This is a genomic window from Catenulispora pinisilvae, from assembly GCF_015356865.1.
Classification (GTDB): domain Bacteria; phylum Actinomycetota; class Actinomycetes; order Streptomycetales; family Catenulisporaceae; genus Catenulispora; species Catenulispora pinisilvae.
This window is the reverse complement of record NZ_JAAFZA010000031.1, coordinates 15266-31552: the sequence shown is the minus strand read 5'-3', so window position 1 is coordinate 31552 and position 16287 is coordinate 15266. Positions and strand designations below refer to the sequence as shown.

Annotated in this window: 10 protein-coding genes and 1 tRNA gene; all 11 read right to left on the bottom strand. The window is 71.9% G+C overall.

Annotated elements, in window-relative coordinates; genetic code table 11:
• Nucleotides 1–101 precede the first annotated feature (101 nt).
• Complete coding sequence (locus tag IZR01_RS11405) at nt 102–1289, bottom strand: leucine-rich repeat domain-containing protein (protein ID WP_323746556.1); 1188 nt, start codon at nt 1287–1289, stop codon at nt 102–104.
• Nucleotides 1286–2713 (bottom strand): SDR family NAD(P)-dependent oxidoreductase, encoded by a 1428-nt coding sequence (locus tag IZR01_RS11400; RefSeq protein WP_194897357.1) that lies wholly within the window; start codon nt 2711–2713, stop codon nt 1286–1288. Before IZR01_RS11400 ends, IZR01_RS11405 begins: the two co-directional genes overlap by 4 nt.
• Before the next feature lie 16 nt (nt 2714–2729).
• Nucleotides 2730–2812 (bottom strand) — tRNA-OTHER (locus IZR01_RS11395).
• A gap of 2 nt (nt 2813–2814) precedes the next feature.
• Nucleotides 2815–4581 (bottom strand): AAA family ATPase, encoded by a 1767-nt coding sequence (locus IZR01_RS11390; protein ID WP_369125418.1) that lies wholly within the window; start codon nt 4579–4581, stop codon nt 2815–2817.
• A gap of 164 nt (nt 4582–4745) precedes the next feature.
• Complete coding sequence (locus IZR01_RS11385) at nt 4746–6167, bottom strand: vWA domain-containing protein (protein WP_194897355.1); 1422 nt, start codon at nt 6165–6167, stop codon at nt 4746–4748.
• Nucleotides 6164–7573: a hypothetical protein gene (locus tag IZR01_RS11380; protein WP_194897354.1), complete on the bottom strand. Its 1410-nt coding sequence runs from the start codon at nt 7571–7573 to the stop codon at nt 6164–6166. The genes IZR01_RS11385 and IZR01_RS11380 overlap by 4 nt, the downstream gene beginning before the upstream one ends.
• On the bottom strand, nt 7570–10167 hold the full coding sequence (locus IZR01_RS11375; RefSeq protein ID WP_194923788.1) for a hypothetical protein: 2598 nt from the start codon (nt 10165–10167) through the stop codon (nt 7570–7572). The genes IZR01_RS11380 and IZR01_RS11375 overlap by 4 nt, the downstream gene beginning before the upstream one ends.
• A 184-nt stretch (nt 10168–10351) precedes the next feature.
• On the bottom strand, nt 10352–11197 hold the full coding sequence (locus IZR01_RS11370) for a PadR family transcriptional regulator (protein WP_194897352.1): 846 nt from the start codon (nt 11195–11197) through the stop codon (nt 10352–10354).
• Complete coding sequence (locus IZR01_RS11365; protein WP_194897351.1) at nt 11198–12079, bottom strand: DUF4097 family beta strand repeat-containing protein; 882 nt, start codon at nt 12077–12079, stop codon at nt 11198–11200.
• 158 nt (nt 12080–12237) lie between these two features.
• A complete protein-coding gene (locus IZR01_RS11360) occupies nt 12238–12414 on the bottom strand; it encodes a DUF6104 family protein (RefSeq protein ID WP_194897350.1) in 177 nt (58 codons plus the stop codon).
• 94 nt (nt 12415–12508) lie between these two features.
• Nucleotides 12509–16225, bottom strand: a complete 3717-nt coding sequence (locus tag IZR01_RS11355) for a multifunctional oxoglutarate decarboxylase/oxoglutarate dehydrogenase thiamine pyrophosphate-binding subunit/dihydrolipoyllysine-residue succinyltransferase subunit (RefSeq protein ID WP_194923787.1) — start codon at nt 16223–16225, stop codon at nt 12509–12511.
• Nucleotides 16226–16287 lie beyond the last annotated feature (62 nt).

The window sequence follows — 16287 nt, the reverse complement described above, 5'->3', positions numbered from 1 at the left end:
CCGGTGCTGTGCGGCTTGTCACGGCATCGGCATCGGCATCGGTTCGGGTCGTGGAGCCGCGCGGTGCGCCGCGGCGGGCCGCAGCCGGGCGGTGGCGGCGATCAGGCCGGCGGGGCGGTCCGATAAACGCTGCGGATCGCCCGGACGTCCGGCGCGACGTCGAACACTGATGCCGGGATCTCCGCGGCCAGCGCCGTGAGCTCCTTCTTGACCCGCTTGGCGATGCCGCCGCCGAGTTTGAAGCGGGTCGGTGTGGCGGCGCGCTGGGCACCGTCCAGGAGACGGAGGGCGCCGCGGCTGCCGAGCCCGGTGTGGTGCAGGTTGAGGTACGCGAGGCGGTGCGGGGCGGCGAGCGCGTCGGCGACGGTCGCCGCGCCGGACTCGTCGAGGCGGTTGTCCTCGGCGCCTAGGACGGCGGCGGCTTTCACCCGGGCCGCGTCGAAGAGCTCGACGCCGGCGGTCGCGGCGGCCGCGATCAGTTCGGCCAGGGCCGCGGGGCCGATGCCGTTGCTGGCCACTGACAGGCGGCGGAGGGCTCCTCCCGGGGCGTTCTGGAGGGCTGTCGCCAGTACCCGCGCGCCGGAGTCGCCGAGCTGTGCGGCTGAGAGGTAGAGCTCTGCTACCGCCCCGGCCACGATCAACCGCGCCACGTCCTGTGCGCCGTCGGCTCCCAACCGGTTGCCGCTGAGGTAAAGCCGCTCGATGGCGTGCTGGCCACCGGCGGCGGCGATCATCGCGTCCACCAGTACCGCGACGTCCGGGGTGGCCAGGCCGGTCTGCGTCAGGTCGATGGTGCGCAGGACGGTGCCCGCGCGGACGGTCTCCGCGACCGCGCGCACGCCGTCCGGCCCGACCGGGTTGCGCTTCAGCCACAGCGCCTTCACCACGCCGGGGGCGGCGATCAGCTGGCCGGCGATCTCGCAGACCCCGCCGCCGCCGATGTCGTTGCAGCCCAGGTAGAGGGTTTCGACGTGGGCTGCGACGGCCTTCGGCGCGACCGCCGCCGCGCCGCCGTCGCCGAGGCCGTCGGTGCCCAGCAGGAGATGCCGGACCGGGCCGCCGCCTTCGGGCAGCGCGTCGGCCACCGCTTCGGCGCCGAGCGGGCCGAGGTCCTGCTTGCACAGGTCCAGGCGGCCGTCGGGCAGGGCGGTGCCGGCCGGGAAGTCGGTGCGGGCGTGCACCGCCTCGCCCCGGCGCAGCCAGGCCAGGACCGGCGCCAGTTCGGCGGCGGGACGGGCCGGAAAGCCGCTGGCGGAGTCGGAGCCGTCGAAGCCGTTGCCGTCGCTCACCACGCCACCGCCCGGTAGTCCTTCAGGAAGGCGCCGAACAACGGCTCCCCGTTCTCGCCGCTGACGATCGGGTGGTAGATCCGCGCGGCGCCGTCGACGATGTCCAGCGGCGTGCGGAACCCGGCCTCGGCGTGCCGGGCCTTGCGCGGCGCGGGCTTCTCGTCGGTGATCCACCCGGTGTCCACGCTGCTCAGGTATACCCCGCGCCGGGCCAGCGCCCCGGCACTGGTCCGGGTCAGCATGTTCAGCGCCGCCTTGGCCATGTTGGTGTGCGGATGCCCCGCGGTCTTGTTGCGCACCTCGAACCGCCCCTCGACGGCCGTCACGCTCACGATGTAGCGCCGCGGGAACGGCGATCCGACCATCAGCGGCAATAGCCGGTCGGCCAGCAACGCCGGCGCCACGGCGTTCACCAGGTGCACCTCCAGCAGCTCGACCGGGTCCAGCTGGCCCAGTTCCGCCGACCAGGAGTTGCGCGGCGAGGGATCGGGCAGCAGCCCGTTCTCGTCGACCGCGACCAGCTCGGCGCCCTGCGAAGCCAGCTGGCTGCCCGCGCCCCGGTAGCCGGGGATCGGGGCCAGCTCACGAAGCCCGCCGGTCAGCCCGCCGGTCAGCTCGGCGGCGGCACGCCGGTCCGCGGCGATCAGCGGCGCGTAGGAGGCCTCCGGACGGCGCACCGTCTGGGCGGCGTTGTTGATCAGGATCTCCAGCGGCTCGCCCGCGGCCAGCAGCCCGTCGCAGAGCTCGACGACCTGGCGCGGGTCGCGCAGATCGAGGCCGGTGACGGTGAGCCGGTCGAGCCACTTAGCGCTGTCCTGGACCGCTCGGAAGCGGCGTATGGCGTCGTGCGGGAAGCGCGTGACCACTCGCACGGCGGCCCCGTCGCGCAGCAGCATCAGGGCGACCTGGAACCCGATCTTCACCCGGCCGCCGGTGACCAGGGCCCGCCGGCCGTCGAGCGGGGTGCGCGCCGACCGCCAGGACAGGTTCTCGGCGGCGCAGGCCGGGCACAGCTGGTGGTAGAAGGCTGAGACCTCGGTGAAGTGCTGCTTGCAGACGTAGCAGCGGCGTGGGCGGTGCAGGGTGCCGACCGAGGCGGATCCGCGACTGTCGTCGCCTGCCGAGCCCGAAATCGCCGCAGACACCTGCGAGTCGTCGCCCGCCGGCTGGTCGCCCGCATCCGCCGACATCGCCTGGCTGACCGCCAGCGCCACATCCTCCCGGCGCCCGGCGGCTCCGGTAGCCGCGGCCCCGAGCACCGCCCGGTCGGCGACCTCCCGCCGCGCCCGCAGTTCCTTCTTCCGCTGGCGCTGTCCATACCGCACAAAGGACTCCGCGACCCGCTCCGCGCGCAGCCGAGCCGGGTCGTCGAGCGGCAGCGCCTTCAGCGCCGCCAAGGCGTGGCTCAGCTCCTCCAGGCTCATGCCGTCCCTCCCCAAGTGGCCCCGGCCGGATTCGAACCGGCGTTCCCCGCGTCGCTTGAGTGGATCTGAGCGGTGCGCCTGCCTCTGCGCTACGGGGCCGCTCACGGAATCCTGACGGAACCCTCCCGTGCCTTGCAAGCCGCCAGGACACCGACCCAGAACGCCTGCGCCTCCTCCGAGGCGCCGACGAGGTAGGTGGCGCGGAGCTTCTTGGGGAGGTGCGCGGCCAGCCGGATCACCACCTCGCGCTGCTGCTTGAGCTGTGACAGCTCGGCGTTGGCGAAGACCTGGTGGACCACGTCGGAGGCGTCGTCGCCCTCGGGATTGCCGGCGACGGCCAGCGCCAGGCGGCGTTCCCAGGTGTCGACGTCCGCGGCCAGTTCCTTCAGCCCGGTGCGCTGCGAGCCGGCCAGCCGCGCGGTCAGGGCGCCGAGCGGGACCGGCGCGTACTCGCCGTCGCCGAGGTAGACCAGGCCCTGCTGGAGCGGCAGGCCGCGGCCGTGCAGCCGGATCAGGCGCTCCAGGGTGCGCTTGGTGATCCAGGCGCGGCCCTCGTCGTCGATGTCGTTCTTCCACCACTCCAGGACGATCTCGGCGACCGCGCCGTACTTGGCGATCAGCCACTCGTTGGCCGGGATGTCCTCCGGGGTGATGTCCAGGGACGCGGTGAAGCGGGAGGCCTGGGCGATGTTGTTGCGCGAGACCAGCAGCTTGCGGCCGACGTGGTAGGGCGGGTTCTGCAACGCGACCTGGGCCCGCAGGCCGCGGATCGGGCGGCCGGCCACCGACCACTCCTGGGTGATCTCCATCAGCCGGGCGAACGCCGCCTTGTCCTTGGGCCGGTTGTACTCGTCCCACATCACGGCCTTCGGCTCCTCGCCGGTGAACCCGGCGGCCAGCAGGTTGTCCAGGGTGCCGTCGGGGGAGGGGACCGGGGCGCAGAGGTCCTCGACGTTGGTCACCGGCAGCGAGAAGTACAGCGGGTCGCGGCGCAGCACCTCCTGGATCAGGGTCCGGACCACCTCGGTCTTGCCGCAGCCGGGCGGGCCCTGGACCAGCACGCACCAGCGGTTCTTCAGCGCCGCGCGCACCAGCCGGCGCACCGGGTCGGCGATCGCGGCCCGGTTCGGGACGCCCAGCGCGTCGGCGATCGCGTCCAGGATCTCCGCGGTGCGGTCCGCCTCCTGGGCCCGGCTGCCCTCGCCGGCCGGCAGCGCCAGCCGCAGTCGGCTGCCGTTGAGCAGCGGCAGGCCCCAGATCAGCGGGAAGCCCTCGGCGGCGTTGGCCAGGATGTGCTCCAGCGTGCGCGGCGAGAGCAGCCGGCGGATCTCCGGAGGCTGCGCGGCCCAGACCCGGAACACCCCGGTCAGGTCGAACTGGCCGAACCTGCGGCGCAGCGCGTCCCGCCAGGCCGTGTCGTTCGCGGTGACCTTGATCGTCACCATCCGGTCCAGGATCGCGAAGTCGCTGCGCCGGGCCGCGGTCTCGGCCAGCGACTCGTTGTCGGCCAGGAACACCCCGATGCAGCCCAGCGCCCGCAGGTCGTGCTCGCCCAGGCTCCAGTTGCAGGCGATCTGCATCAGCTGGGACTGGATCGCCGGGCCCGCCTGGAGCGAGTCGTCGATCAGCAGCACGAACTTGCGGCCCGGCTTGAGCTGGCGCATCACCAGCTGCCGCAGCACCAGCTCCCCGGTGCGCGGATCGCGCACCGGGGCGTTCACCAGCAGGTCGTCCGGGGCCAGGTTGGCGGCCGGGACGTAGACCAGCTCGGTGTCGTCGTAGGCGTGCTTGATGTGCGCGGCGAAGGTGGCGGTCTTGCCGATGCCGTGCTCGCCGAAGATCTGCCCGGTCTGGCCCAGGTCGATCATCGCGTCGATGAACGCCTCCAGGGCCGCCGGCCGGTCGGCGGCCCGGCCGGCGCCGGCCGCGCCGCCGATCCCGCCTTGGCGCGGCAGCCTGCGGTCGTCGTCGAATCCGGCCCGGCCCTGCTCTCCGTCTGGAGTCAGGGCGGTCTGCCCGGTGCTGTGCGTGCTCAACGGTCCCCCGTTCGTACTTTGTGACAGGCCATCTGCGGCGTGTGGTTCTCGGGCCAGTCGTCGCCGCGTTCGGTGATCAGCCAGATCCATTTGTCCGGCTCGGCCGGCGTGATGTGCGCGGCGATGCCGTCGGTCACCATGATGACGGCGTCCAGCGTCTCGTCGAACGGCTCCCCGGTCTTCACCGACGGCGCGCGCCCCTCCAGGTAGTCGGCGACCGCCTGGAAGCTGGTCCCGCCGCCGCCGACCAGCGGGTCGCCCGGCGCGAACGGCACCACCGCGGCGTCGAAGGACAGCCAGTGCGCCTCGACCCCGTCCAGCTGCCCGACCAGGGAGGCGACCCAGTCCACCACGGTGGCCGGCATCGAGCCGGAGGCGTCCACGGCGATCGCCACCACCCGGTGCCGCTCCGGCCCGCGCCGGGACAGCGTCGGGTCCTCGCCCAGCGCCGCCAGCACCGCCCCGCGCTTCTTCGGGTAGATCAGCCGCTCGCCCTCGGCCAGCTTGGACGCCAGCACGTCCACCAGCCAGCGCTGCCACCAGTCCACCTGCCGGGTCCTGTGGGTCTGGCCCCGGATCATCCCGGCGCCCAGCTGGTCCCAGAGCTTGGCCAACCGGTCGGTGGCGCCGTCGGTGCGCTCGATGAGGTCCAGCAGCTCCGAGCGCGCCGCGCGCATCCCGCGCTTGCCCGCCAGCAGCACGTTGGCCAGCACCTCGTTGCCGATCCGCTCGATGGTCTCGGCGTCGGCGAGCTCTTCCTGGAGTTCCTCCAGGAGCTCGTGGATGCACAGCGGCGGCGGGCTCGGCGGGTGCTTCATCCGGTGCAGTTCTGTGTAGCAGCCCATGTCGGTGCGGATGAACTCCTCGTAGGAGAACGGGCTCAGGCCCTGCGCGGTGAGGTCCGCGTGGTAGTTCTTGAAGATCTTGCGCGGATCCACCCCGGTCGACTCGCCGTTGACCACCGGCAGGTCGTCCCGGTGCAGCCGGGTCAGCGCGACGTGGTTGATCGTGCACTCGATGGCGATGTCGAAGACCGGGTCCTCGCGCAGCTCCGGCTCGGTGAACAGGTGCCGCTGGATCAGGTGCCGGGCCTCGTGGAAGAGCACGAACTTCACCCCGTCCAGCCCCAGCTCGACGAAGAAGTCCGGGTTGAACAGCAGCACACAGCTGCCGTCCCCGGCAGCCATCACCGCGGCGGTGTCGATGGCCGTGGTGGGGATCTGGTGCGCGCACTTGGAGTAGATCCACCCGGCGATGGCCGAGGACTCCATCCCGAAGTCGACGAGCGCCGCCTCCTTCAGCCGCACCGCCGCGTCGATCGTCGCCGGGTCGGCCGGCTGCCACTGCGCCAGCGCCTTGCGGTCGGTGGCGCTGACCGGCAGGCGACGCGAGCGGCGGCCGGACTCGTGGGTCTTCACGCGGAGTCCTCCTTCGCGGGGCGGGGGCGGTAGGGGAGCGGGGTCTTCGGGTCCTGCTTCAAGTCTTCTATGTCCGGGCCCGCTGGTCGAACCGATTGGCCGGTTGCCCTTTGCACGATGTCCAGAAGCGACGCGCTGTCGTCCTCGGCCAGCCGGAGCACGGTGCGCCAGCGACGCTTGCGGCCGTCCAGATGGCTGCGTACGGCGTCTTCCAGGGGCCAGTCGGTCAGCGAGCCCTGATTCGGCTGCGGGCTGGGCGGCCCCGGGTCTTTGACGGTGTCGGCGGCGGCGACCAGCGGTGCGAGGTCGCCCGTGGCCATGGACATGCGGACCGCCTCGTGCATGATCTCCAAGCTGCCGGCGTAGTCCAGCTCGGTACTCCACACCGGCTCCGGCCCGGCCAGCCGCGCGAGTCGGAGGTAGGCGGGCAGGCGCTGCTCCGACAGGCCGCGTTCCCGCTGGAAGACGGGGCGGAGCTCAGTGAGCCGGCGCAGGAGGTCTTCGGCAGTCTCGGCCGACGCCAGCAACGCGTGGATCTCCTCGGGCTTGGTCCGGCCGAGGTTGCTCACCCCCCACGGCCTTTCCGAGACGGCGAGGCTGTGGTAGATCCGCAGCCCCAGTGCGAGGTCGCCGTGTGTGGCGGTGATCCGGGCCAGGTACTCGGTGCTCACCCCGCGCTCCAGCAGCCCATACGCCACGCTCAGCGGCTTGGCGAAGCCGGCGCACAGGCTCTCGCGTGCGAAGTCGGACCCGACGGGACCGTAGGCGTATTCGAAGTAGCCGGGGTGGTAAGGCGCGGAGGTGAACAACGTTCCGATCAGGGACCTGCATCCCTGCTCGTCGTAGGCGAGGACACCCGCGATCACCGCCGCCGGTGCCATCGCGAGCAGCACGCCGGGCAGGAACAGCTCGCGCCGCAGACCGTGATGGATCCGGAGCGTCGGCCGCGCCGGTGCCGGGTCCCAGCTCGCGGCCAGGTCGAGCAGTTCGGCGAAGGACCCCTCCCAGCCGTAGATCCTGGCCAGGACCCCGTACCACCGCAGTGGCTCGTCCCCGAGGACCGCGGCGAGCCGGGCGCGGAGCTGCCGGTTGAGGTCGGCCTGCGGGCGGCCGTACGGCGTGACACCTTCGGGCAGCACCCGCTGGTAGGGCGCGCGAGCGGCGAGGCGCACGGCGTCCTCCGCGGCGCCGCGTTCGGTGAGCAGGTGCTCGGTGGCGGGGCGCGGATCGAGCAGGGCGCGGCGGAGCGCTTTGCGGTTGGGCGGGACTGCGCGCAGGTCGGGATCGCAGTAGTCGGAGGCCAGGCCCGCGGCCAGCTCGGCCTTGGACAGGAGAGACAGGACCGGGGCGACGTCTTCGGGACGTGCCGCGTGCAGGAGGTTGAGGACGCGGGCCGGGGCGTTCATGCGGTGGGCGGCTTCGCGGGGCCGGTGATGTGGGTTGGTGGCGGCGCCGGATTGGGCGGTCCCGCCGGTTGGCTCGGCGTAGCGCTGGACGCTTCGCTGCCGGGGAGCGGCGGCAGCGGTCGCGGGGTCTGGCTGAGCCGGGGCTTGGTTTCGCGGGCTGGGGGAGTCGGCGGTTCCGGTGTCTGCGCTGCCTGGCCTGCCCGTGCTGCCTGTGCTGTCTGCGGCGCGCGCGGTTCGACCCCCTCCAGCTCCGCGAGCAGTCCATGCAGCGTGACCCCGTCCTCGGCCAGCCGCATCCAGAGCTCGGGCCGCCCGTCGAGGTGCACGCGCACGCGTTCGGCGGTGTCGGGGCGGCTCGACTGGAAGTCGGCGTCCCAGGATGCCGCGACGCGCTCCGGATCCGGCCGCGCGATACCCGTGGCCGCCGCGTGCAGCGGCTCGTCGCTGTGCTCGGTCATCGAGGCGCGGACCGCCTCGTGCATCTTGTCCAGACTCCCGGCCCGCTCCAGCTCCAGCGCCCACACCGGCTCCGGCCCGGCGGCCTCGGCCAGCCTGGAGTAGGCGACGATGCGCCGGTCGGTCTGGAGCGAGCGGTTGCTGCGCCGCAGTACGTTGTGCAGCAGCTCGGGGTCCCGTGATTCCAGCGTCGGCTGGAGAAGGGCCGGCTCCGCGTAGCGGGTCACCAGCCGCCGCACCAGCCCCGGATACAGCCCGCCGGCCGCCTCGGACCGCACCAGCGCCGCGATCCGCAGCTCCAGCGAGGCCAGCGGGTGCAGATACACCGCCGCCAGCACTCCGGGCTCGGCCGGCTCCCGGTCCGCCAGCCGCCACAGCGTGCCCACCGTCGCCGCTGGATTGCGGGCCGCCGCCAGCCGCATGGCCGGCGTCCCGTGCGGGTCGAGCGCGAGGTTCAGCAGCCAGCGCGGCTCGGGGCCGCGGTCCAGGACCCGGGTGAGGACGCCCGCGAGCGCGCGGGTCTCGGGGGCGAAGAACTCGGCCGCGTCGGGAAGCAGCCCGGCCGCTTCCACCACAGCCGCGACCACCTCCGGCGGCGCGAGCTCCAGCAGCACCGCCGCCGGGTCCACCCCGCGCGGCCACCGCGACCCGCGGCGTGTGGGCAGGGGCGGCGGCTGGTCGGTGTCGATCGCCGCCAGCAGGTCGCCGAGGCTGCCCTCGCACGCCGCGACCCGGGTCAGCACCTTGAGCCAGCGCGCCGGGTCCGGACCCAGCGCCGCGACGACGGCCGCCCGCAGGTCGGCCTGGTACCGCTCCTCGGCCTCCGGCGGGATGCGGACGAAGTGCGGCGCGAAGCCGTTCTTCCCCTTCGCCGTGTAGTACGTCGTCAGTCCCGGCGGCATGGGCAGCGCCAGGGCCAGCACCTCGGCCGCCGGCTCCGCGTGCGCGACCGCCTCCGGCGCGCTCAGCGAGCCGTGCAGCAGGCCGCGGCGGAGCAGTTCGCGGGTCGCGAAGTGGCGGGTCGCCGGGTTCAGCGACGCCTTCGCCGCGTGGGCCCGCCGCAGCGTCGCGACGTCCGGCCGCGCCGCCCAGAACACCGCCCGCGGGTACCGGACCTCGAACTCGGCCCGCACGTCCTCCGGCACGTCCTCGCGGGCCGCCGCCTCGTCCAGCCCGCGCGCCGTCGCCTGTCCGGCCTGCCGGTCCTGCTCGCCGGTGCCGACCAGCGCCGCGTACTCCAGCACCCGGTCCCAGGCCAGGGCGTAGTGCTGGGATCCGGTGTTCGGCGCGGTCCAGGCGTCGGCGGCGCCCGGGTCCGGCAGCCCCTCGAAGCGAAGGCGGGAGGCCGGTGCCTTTGTCATCCGCGGGTCCTCGCCGGTGTCCCCGAAGGCGAGCACGGCGTCCCACTGCGGTTGGTAGTACGAGCTCTTCTTCGCATGGGTGAGGATGGTCTCGCGGAGTCCGTCCTCCCACACGTCGGCGAGCAACCCGTGGTCGCGCAGCGTCCGTAGCCCGTGGGCCACGGCGGTCGTCTGCTCCAGCCGCACCGCGAGCGGCATCGCGGTCATCGCCAGCCAGGGCTGGTCCGCCACCGTCGCCGCCACGACCAGGTCGATCTCGATGCGGGCGGGCATCGGCGTGTGGCGGTTCGCGTGCCGCCGCTCGGCGCGTGCCACCTGGTTGCGCAGGAAGCGCTCGACGTCGTTGGTGATCACCGGCCGGCCGTGCGCGTCGCGGCGGTCCCGGACCAGCGCGGCCAGGATCCAGGCCCGGGGCCGCTTGGCCACGGTCCGCAGCAGCAGTTCGTCGACCGCCGGGTTCGCCAGGCGGATCAAGGCGCGCAGCACGGCGTCCGGGTCGGTCACGGTTTCGTCGGCTAGGGCGCGGTGAGTCAGGGCCAGTACGGACGCGGAGCTCGTGGAGCCTGTGGAGTCTGTGTCTGTGTCTGTGTCTGTGTCTGTGTCTGTGTCTGTGGAGCCTGCGGTGTCGAGCACGAAATCGGTCACCGCGACGGGGAGCGGCAGCCAGGCCGCCGCGATCCCGGCGGCGACCTGCGCGTCTCCGAGTCCGTACAGCACCGCTGACGCGTCATCGCGCTCCGCGAAGTGCAATGCGTCGATCAAGCCTGCGATCACCATGGCTCCCTCCCACAGGCCATGATGCCGCATGGGGGCGAGGACCCCTCGCTCAGATCTACGAGGTTCAGCAGGTGCACCCCCACATGCCGACGGCGCGTGCCCGGGACCCCCGTCCCGCGGCACGCGCCGTCACCCCCTCACGCCGAAGCCCGGCTCGCCCTGGAGCCCGAACCGGCCCTCGTCGTCAGCTCCGGAAGATGTCTCGCAGCTCCCGGGCCGCTCGCTCCAGTACCTCGCGGGCGGCATTCAGTTGGTCCGGTGTCACCGGGATGTCCGGTCGGTGCTCCCGCGCCATGGTGCGGACCTCGTCGCGGAAGCGGAGGAAGGTGGAGCGCAGCTCGTCCAGTTGTTCCTGGTCGGCGCGGTCGCGGGGGCGGCGGCCGGTCCAGTCGTCCATGCTGTCCTGGGCGAAGCGCTGCCAGCGTGTGGCCTCGTCCTGCCAGTGCTCGCGCCACTGCGCGGCCCACTGGTCCTTCCACTGTTCCTTCCAGTCGTTCTGTGCGCGCTTCCAGTCGCGCCATTCGTCCTTGCCCCACTGCGAGCGGTCCGCCGGCGGGTGTGCCGATGGGGCGTGGTCGTGGTCGTGCGGTGCCTGCTTGGGGCGGGCGCCGGTGGTCGCGGCGCGGTCCTTGGATTCCGTGCGGGCCTCGGCGGCCGCCGCGCGGAGTTCCTCCTGGATGTGCCGGGCGGATTCCTTGACCTCGTCGCGGATCTCCTCGGCCAGGCTGCTGACCGACTCGCGGATCTCGCTCTCCAGCGCGGCCATGTCGTCGGCGCGGGCGGCGAGTTCGGTGCGGCCGGCGTCGGTGATGTGGTAGACCTTGCGGCCGCGTTCGTCGGTTTCGTGGCGGATCAGGCCTTCGCTCTCCAGTCGCGACAGGCGCGGGTAGACCGTGCCGGCGCTGGGCGCGTAAAGGCCCTGGAACCGTTCCTTGAGCTGCTGGATGATCTCGTACCCGTGCTTGGGGCTCTCGGCGAGCAGGTTCAACAGGTACAGCCGTAGCCGTCCGTGTCCGAAGACGGGTGCCATCTAACGGTCCTTTCCATCCTCGTCGTCCACGACGGAGTTCTTCACCTCGTGGTCGACGGCCCTTCTCAGCAGCGTCATATCACCTGACACCGCCCTGGCGCGCAGCCGGCCCCGTCCGGTGCCCAGGCGGCCGGAGAGCTGACGCGGCTTGGTGAAGGGGATCTGCTTGTTCTGGAACAGCGCCTGGGAGTCGAGTCCGTCGAAGGTGGTGACGGTGCGTCCGCTCATCGTGGACATGTCCACGTCCAGGTTGGCGTCTTCCGGGGCCCGTACTATGACCTGGCCGGAGACCACGTTCAGGTCCAGCCGGGGGGCGTCGGTGCCGTCCTCCAGGTCCACGGTGATGGCCCCGGAGGTGGTGCCGGCCTTGATCGTGTTCTGGGAGCCGAGGGCGATCACGGTGATCGGCCCGGAGACGGTCAGCGCGCTCAGGTCGTCGGTGACGCTCTCGGCGGTGATCGCCCCGGAGACCGTCTTGACGTCGGTGGGCCCGTGCACCTGGGCGAGCGTGATCTCGCCGGAGACGCCGTGGGCGCGGGTGCGCTCGTGCAGGTTCGACAGCACCAGCGGCCCGGAGATCACGGTGACGTCCACCAGGCAGTCCGGCGGCACCTGGATCGAGATGTCGGCCTCGATCTTGCGGGTGTGCATCAGCCAGCCCAGCAGGTTCGGCCGGTAGTCGCCGTGGGTCACCCTCAGCTCGCCGTCCTCGGCGGTGACGACCAGCGGCTCCTCGCCCTTGACGCGGGTCACGTCCACCACCGCGGCGCCGTCCTCGCCGGCTCCGACCACGTCCACCTTGCCCGAGGTGGTGACGACCTTCAGCCGGTGGATCCCCTCGAAGGCGAGCCGGTCCGGCCCTTTCAGCTCGTGTCTGGTCATCACCTGGGTCCTCTCACGATGTATCGCGTCTCTGAAGAAGACGATATATCGCGTTGCTCGGGAGGGCAAGTACCCGCCGCCTGTCGGCCGCGACCTGTTACAGAGCCGTTTCGTGCGCGCCGCCCGATCGGCCGGCGCCGCGCCCCTGGCCGACCGGCTCAGTCCTCTTCGTCGTCCAGCCGGGCCAGCCAGGTGGCCAGCCGGTCGATCGCGGCCTCGAACTCCGGGTTCAGGTCGGTGAAGGTGCGCAGCTGCTCGGCCAGCCAGGCCAGCGACACGTCCTCGTCTCCGCGGCGCTTCTCCAACTCCTCGATACCCCGGTCCGTGAAGTACATCGTGAATCCGTTCCCTGTGGAAGAGCTCTGAGTTTCTAGACAAAAGGGTGGGACCCGCGCCGCAGCGCGGATCCCACCCGTGTCGCGCCGTGTGTCAGCCGGTGAAGGCGTCCTCGACCAGCTGCGCCTGCTCCACGCCGTGCCGCTTGCCCGAGCCCACCGCCGGGGACGAGGCCGCGGCCCGGGAGACCACGGTCAGGCCGCGGCCCAGGGTGGCCGGCAGGTTCATCGCCACGAACGGCCACACGCCCTGGTTGGCCGGCTCCTCCTGGACCCAGCGCAGGTCCACGTCCGGGCTGTAGGAGGCCAGCGCCGCGGCGATCTCGGCGGCCGGCAGCGGGTGCAGCCGCTCCACCCGGATGACCGCGGTGTCGGTGATGCCCGCCTTGGCCCGCTTGGCCGCCAGCTCCCAGTAGAGCTTGCCGGAGACCAGCAGCACCCGGCGCACGCCGGCCGGGTCGACCGTGACGTCCGGCAGCACCGGCTCGAAGCGGCCGGAGGTGAAGTCCGCGACCGGCGAGACCGCGTCCTTCAGGCGCAGCATCGACTTGGGCGTGAACACCACCAGCGGCTTGTGCGCCGGGTTGTGCGCCTGCCAGCGCAGCAGGTGGAAGTAGGACGCCGGGTTCGAGGGCATCGCCACGGTCATGTTGTTCTGCGCGCACATCTGCAAGAAGCGCTCGGGACGGGCCGAGGAGTGGTCCGGGCCCTGGCCCTCGTAGCCGTGCGGCAGCAGCAGCACCACGCCGGAGCGCTGGCCCCACTTCTGCTCGCCGCTGGAGATGTACTCGTCGATGACCGACTGCGCGCCGTTGACGAAGTCGCCGAACTGCGCCTCCCACAGCACCAGGGCGTTCGGCCGGGCCACCGAGTAGCCGTACTCGAAGCCCAGGGCCGCGTACTCGGACAGCAGCGAGTCGTAGACCGTGTACTTGGCCTGGTCGGTGCTCAGGTTGGACAGCGGGGTGTACTCGGTGGCGTTCTCCCGGTCCACCAGCACGTGCTGGCGCTGCACGAAGGTGCCGCGCCGGGAGTCCTGGCCGGCCATCCGGACCGGCACGCCCTCCATCAGCAGCGAGCCGAAGGCCAGGGTCTCGCCCATGCCCCAGTCGATCTTGTCGTCGGTGATCATCTGCGCCCGCTTCTGGAGCGGCTGCAGCACCTTCGGGTGCGGGGTGAAGCCGTCCGGCAGGCTGACCTGCGAGTCGGCGATGACCTTGACCGCCTGGTCGGTGATCGCGGTGTCCACCTGCGCCGGGTAGGGCTGCACGTCGACCGCGAAGGTCGCCGACACCGGGGCCTTGGAGACCTCCTTGGTCTCGGCGAACACCCGCTCCAGCTGGCCCTGGTAGTTGCGCAGGGCCTCCTCGGCCTCTTCCAGGGTGATGTCGCCGCGGCCGATCAGGCCCTCGGTGTAGAGCTTGCGGACGCTGCGCTTGGCCTCGATGAGGTTGTACATCAGCGGCTGGGTCATCGACGGGTCGTCGCCCTCGTTGTGGCCGCGGCGGCGGTAGCAGATCATGTCGATGACGACGTCCTTGTTGAACGCCTGGCGGTAGTCGAAGGCCAGCTGCGCCACCCGGACGCAGGCCTCGGGGTCGTCGCCGTTCACGTGGAAGATCGGCGCCTCGATCATCCGGGCCACGTCGGTGGCGTAGATCGAGGAGCGCGAGGAGGTCGGCGAGGTGGTGAACCCGACCTGGTTGTTGATCACCAGGTGCACGGTGCCGCCGGTGCGGTAGCCGCGCAGTTGCGACAGGTTCAGGGTCTCGGCCACCACGCCCTGGCCGGCGAACGCGGCGTCGCCGTGGATCAGCAGCGGCAGCACGGTGAAGCCGGCCGAGGCCTTGTCGATGATGTCCTGCTTGGCCCGGACGATGCCCTCCAGGACCGGGTCCACGGTCTCCAGGTGCGAGGGGTTCGCCGCCAGCGTCACGGCGATCGCCGAGCCGTCCAGCGCGGTGAACGAGCCCGAGGCGCCCAGGTGGTACTTCACGTCGCCGGAGCCGTGCATGGACTTGGGGTCCAGGTTGCCCTCGAACTCGCGGAAGATCTCGGCGTACTCCTTGCCGACGATGTTCGCCAGCACGTTGAGCCGGCCGCGGTGCGCCATGCCGACGGCGACCTCGTCCAGCCCGGAGCGGGCGGCGCGGGCCAGGATCTCGCCGAGCAGCGGGATCGCGGACTCCCCGCCCTCCAGCGAGAACCGCTTCTGGCCCATGAACTTGACCTGCAGGAAGGTCTCGAAGGCCTCGGCGGCGTTGAGCCGCTCCAGGATCCGCAGCTGCTCGGTGCGGTCCGGCTTGGCGTAGCCGTGCTCCACCCGGTTCTGGATCCACTTGCGCTCGTCCGGGGACTGGATGTGCATGTACTCGATGCCGATGGTCCGGCAGTAGGAGTCGCGCAGCACGCCCAGCACGTCCCGCAGCTTCATGATCTTCTTGCCGCCGAAGCCGCCGGTGGCGAACTCGCGCTCCAGGTCCCACAGGGTCAGGCCGTGGCTGACCACGTCCAGGTCCGGGTGCCGGCGCTGCTTGTACTCCAGCGGGTCGGTGTCGGCCATCAGGTGGCCGCGGGTGCGGTAGGACTCGATGAGCTCCTGCACGCGCGCGGTCTTGTTGATGTCGTCTTCGTGGCTGGCGCTGATGTCCTGGACCCAGCGGACCGGCTCGTAGGGGATGCGCAGCGACTCGAAGAGCTTGTCGTAGAAGCCGTCCTCGCCCAGCAGCAGCTGGTGGATGATCCGCAGGAAGTCGCCGGACTGCGCGCCCTGGATGATCCGGTGGTCGTAGGTCGAGGTCAGGGTCATGACCTTGCTGACCGCCAGCCGGGACAGCGTCTCCTGGCTGGTACCGGAGTACTCGGCCGGGTACTCCATCGCCCCGACGCCCAGGATCGTGCCCTGGCCCTTCATCAGCCGCGGCACCGAGTGCACGGTGCCGATGGTGCCGGGGTTGGTCAGCGAGATCGTGGTGCCGGCGAAGTCGTCCGGGGTCAGCTTGTTGTTCCGGGCCCGGCGGACCACGTCCTCGTAGGCCTGCCAGAACTCGCGGAAGTCCATCAGCTCGGCGCCCTTGATGGAGGGGACCAGCAGCTGCCGGGTGCCGTCCGGCTTCACCTGGTCGATGGCCAGGCCGACGTTGACGTGCGCCGGGGTGAGGACCGCGGGCTTGCCGTTCTCGGTGGTGAAGGACCGGTTCATCTCCGGCATCGCCTTGAGCGCCTGCGCCAGGGCGTACCCGATGATGTGGGTGAAGGAGACCTTGCCGCCGCGGGCCCGCTTCAGGTGGTTGTTGATGACGATCCGGTTGTCGATCAGCAGCTTGGCCGGGACGGCGCGCACGCTGGTCGCGGTCGGGACCTCCAGGGAGGCCTCCATGTTGCTGACCACGCGGGCCGCCGGGCCCTTCAGGACCGCCGTGGTGTTGGCCGCGGTGCTGCTCGGGGCCGGGGCGGCCGGCTGGGCGGCGGCCTGGGCCGGGGCCGGGACCGTCGCGGGGGCGGTCGGCGCGGCCGGGGCGGCGGGTTGGACGGGAGCCGATGTGTCGGAGGTCACAGTCACTTCGGGGTTATCAACCTTCGCAACGGGGGCAAGAGCCTGCGCGGCGGCAGAGCTGTCCGTGGGCTGGTAGTCGTTGAAGAAGTCCCACCACGCGCGGTCCACACTCTCCGGATCGCGCAGGAACTGCTGGTAGATCTCGTCCACCAGCCACTCGTTCGGTCCGAACTCGGCCAGGGTGTGCCCCGGCGTGGAGCCCGGAGTACCGGCAGTCTGATCGGTGGTTGCCTGCTGCGACGGCTGTGGCGACACGGCGGTTTCCGCCCTCTTCCGCGTGGGTGCGTATAGGAGTGCACAGCGTCCACAACCGTGCC

Coding starts and splice junctions, on each gene's coding strand:
- IZR01_RS11380 (WP_194897354.1), bottom strand. CDS start 7,573: ATGAACGCCCCGGCCCGCGTCCTCAACCTCCTGCACGCGGCACGTCCC.
- IZR01_RS11360 (WP_194897350.1), bottom strand. CDS start 12,414: ATGTACTTCACGGACCGGGGTATCGAGGAGTTGGAGAAGCGCCGCGGA.
- IZR01_RS11400 (WP_194897357.1), bottom strand. CDS start 2,713: ATGAGCCTGGAGGAGCTGAGCCACGCCTTGGCGGCGCTGAAGGCGCTG.
- IZR01_RS11365 (WP_194897351.1), bottom strand. CDS start 12,079: ATGACCAGACACGAGCTGAAAGGGCCGGACCGGCTCGCCTTCGAGGGG.
- IZR01_RS11370 (WP_194897352.1), bottom strand. CDS start 11,197: ATGGCACCCGTCTTCGGACACGGACGGCTACGGCTGTACCTGTTGAAC.
- IZR01_RS11375 (WP_194923788.1), bottom strand. CDS start 10,167: ATGGTGATCGCAGGCTTGATCGACGCATTGCACTTCGCGGAGCGCGAT.
- IZR01_RS11390 (WP_369125418.1), bottom strand. CDS start 4,581: ATGATCGACCTGGGCCAGACCGGGCAGATCTTCGGCGAGCACGGCATC.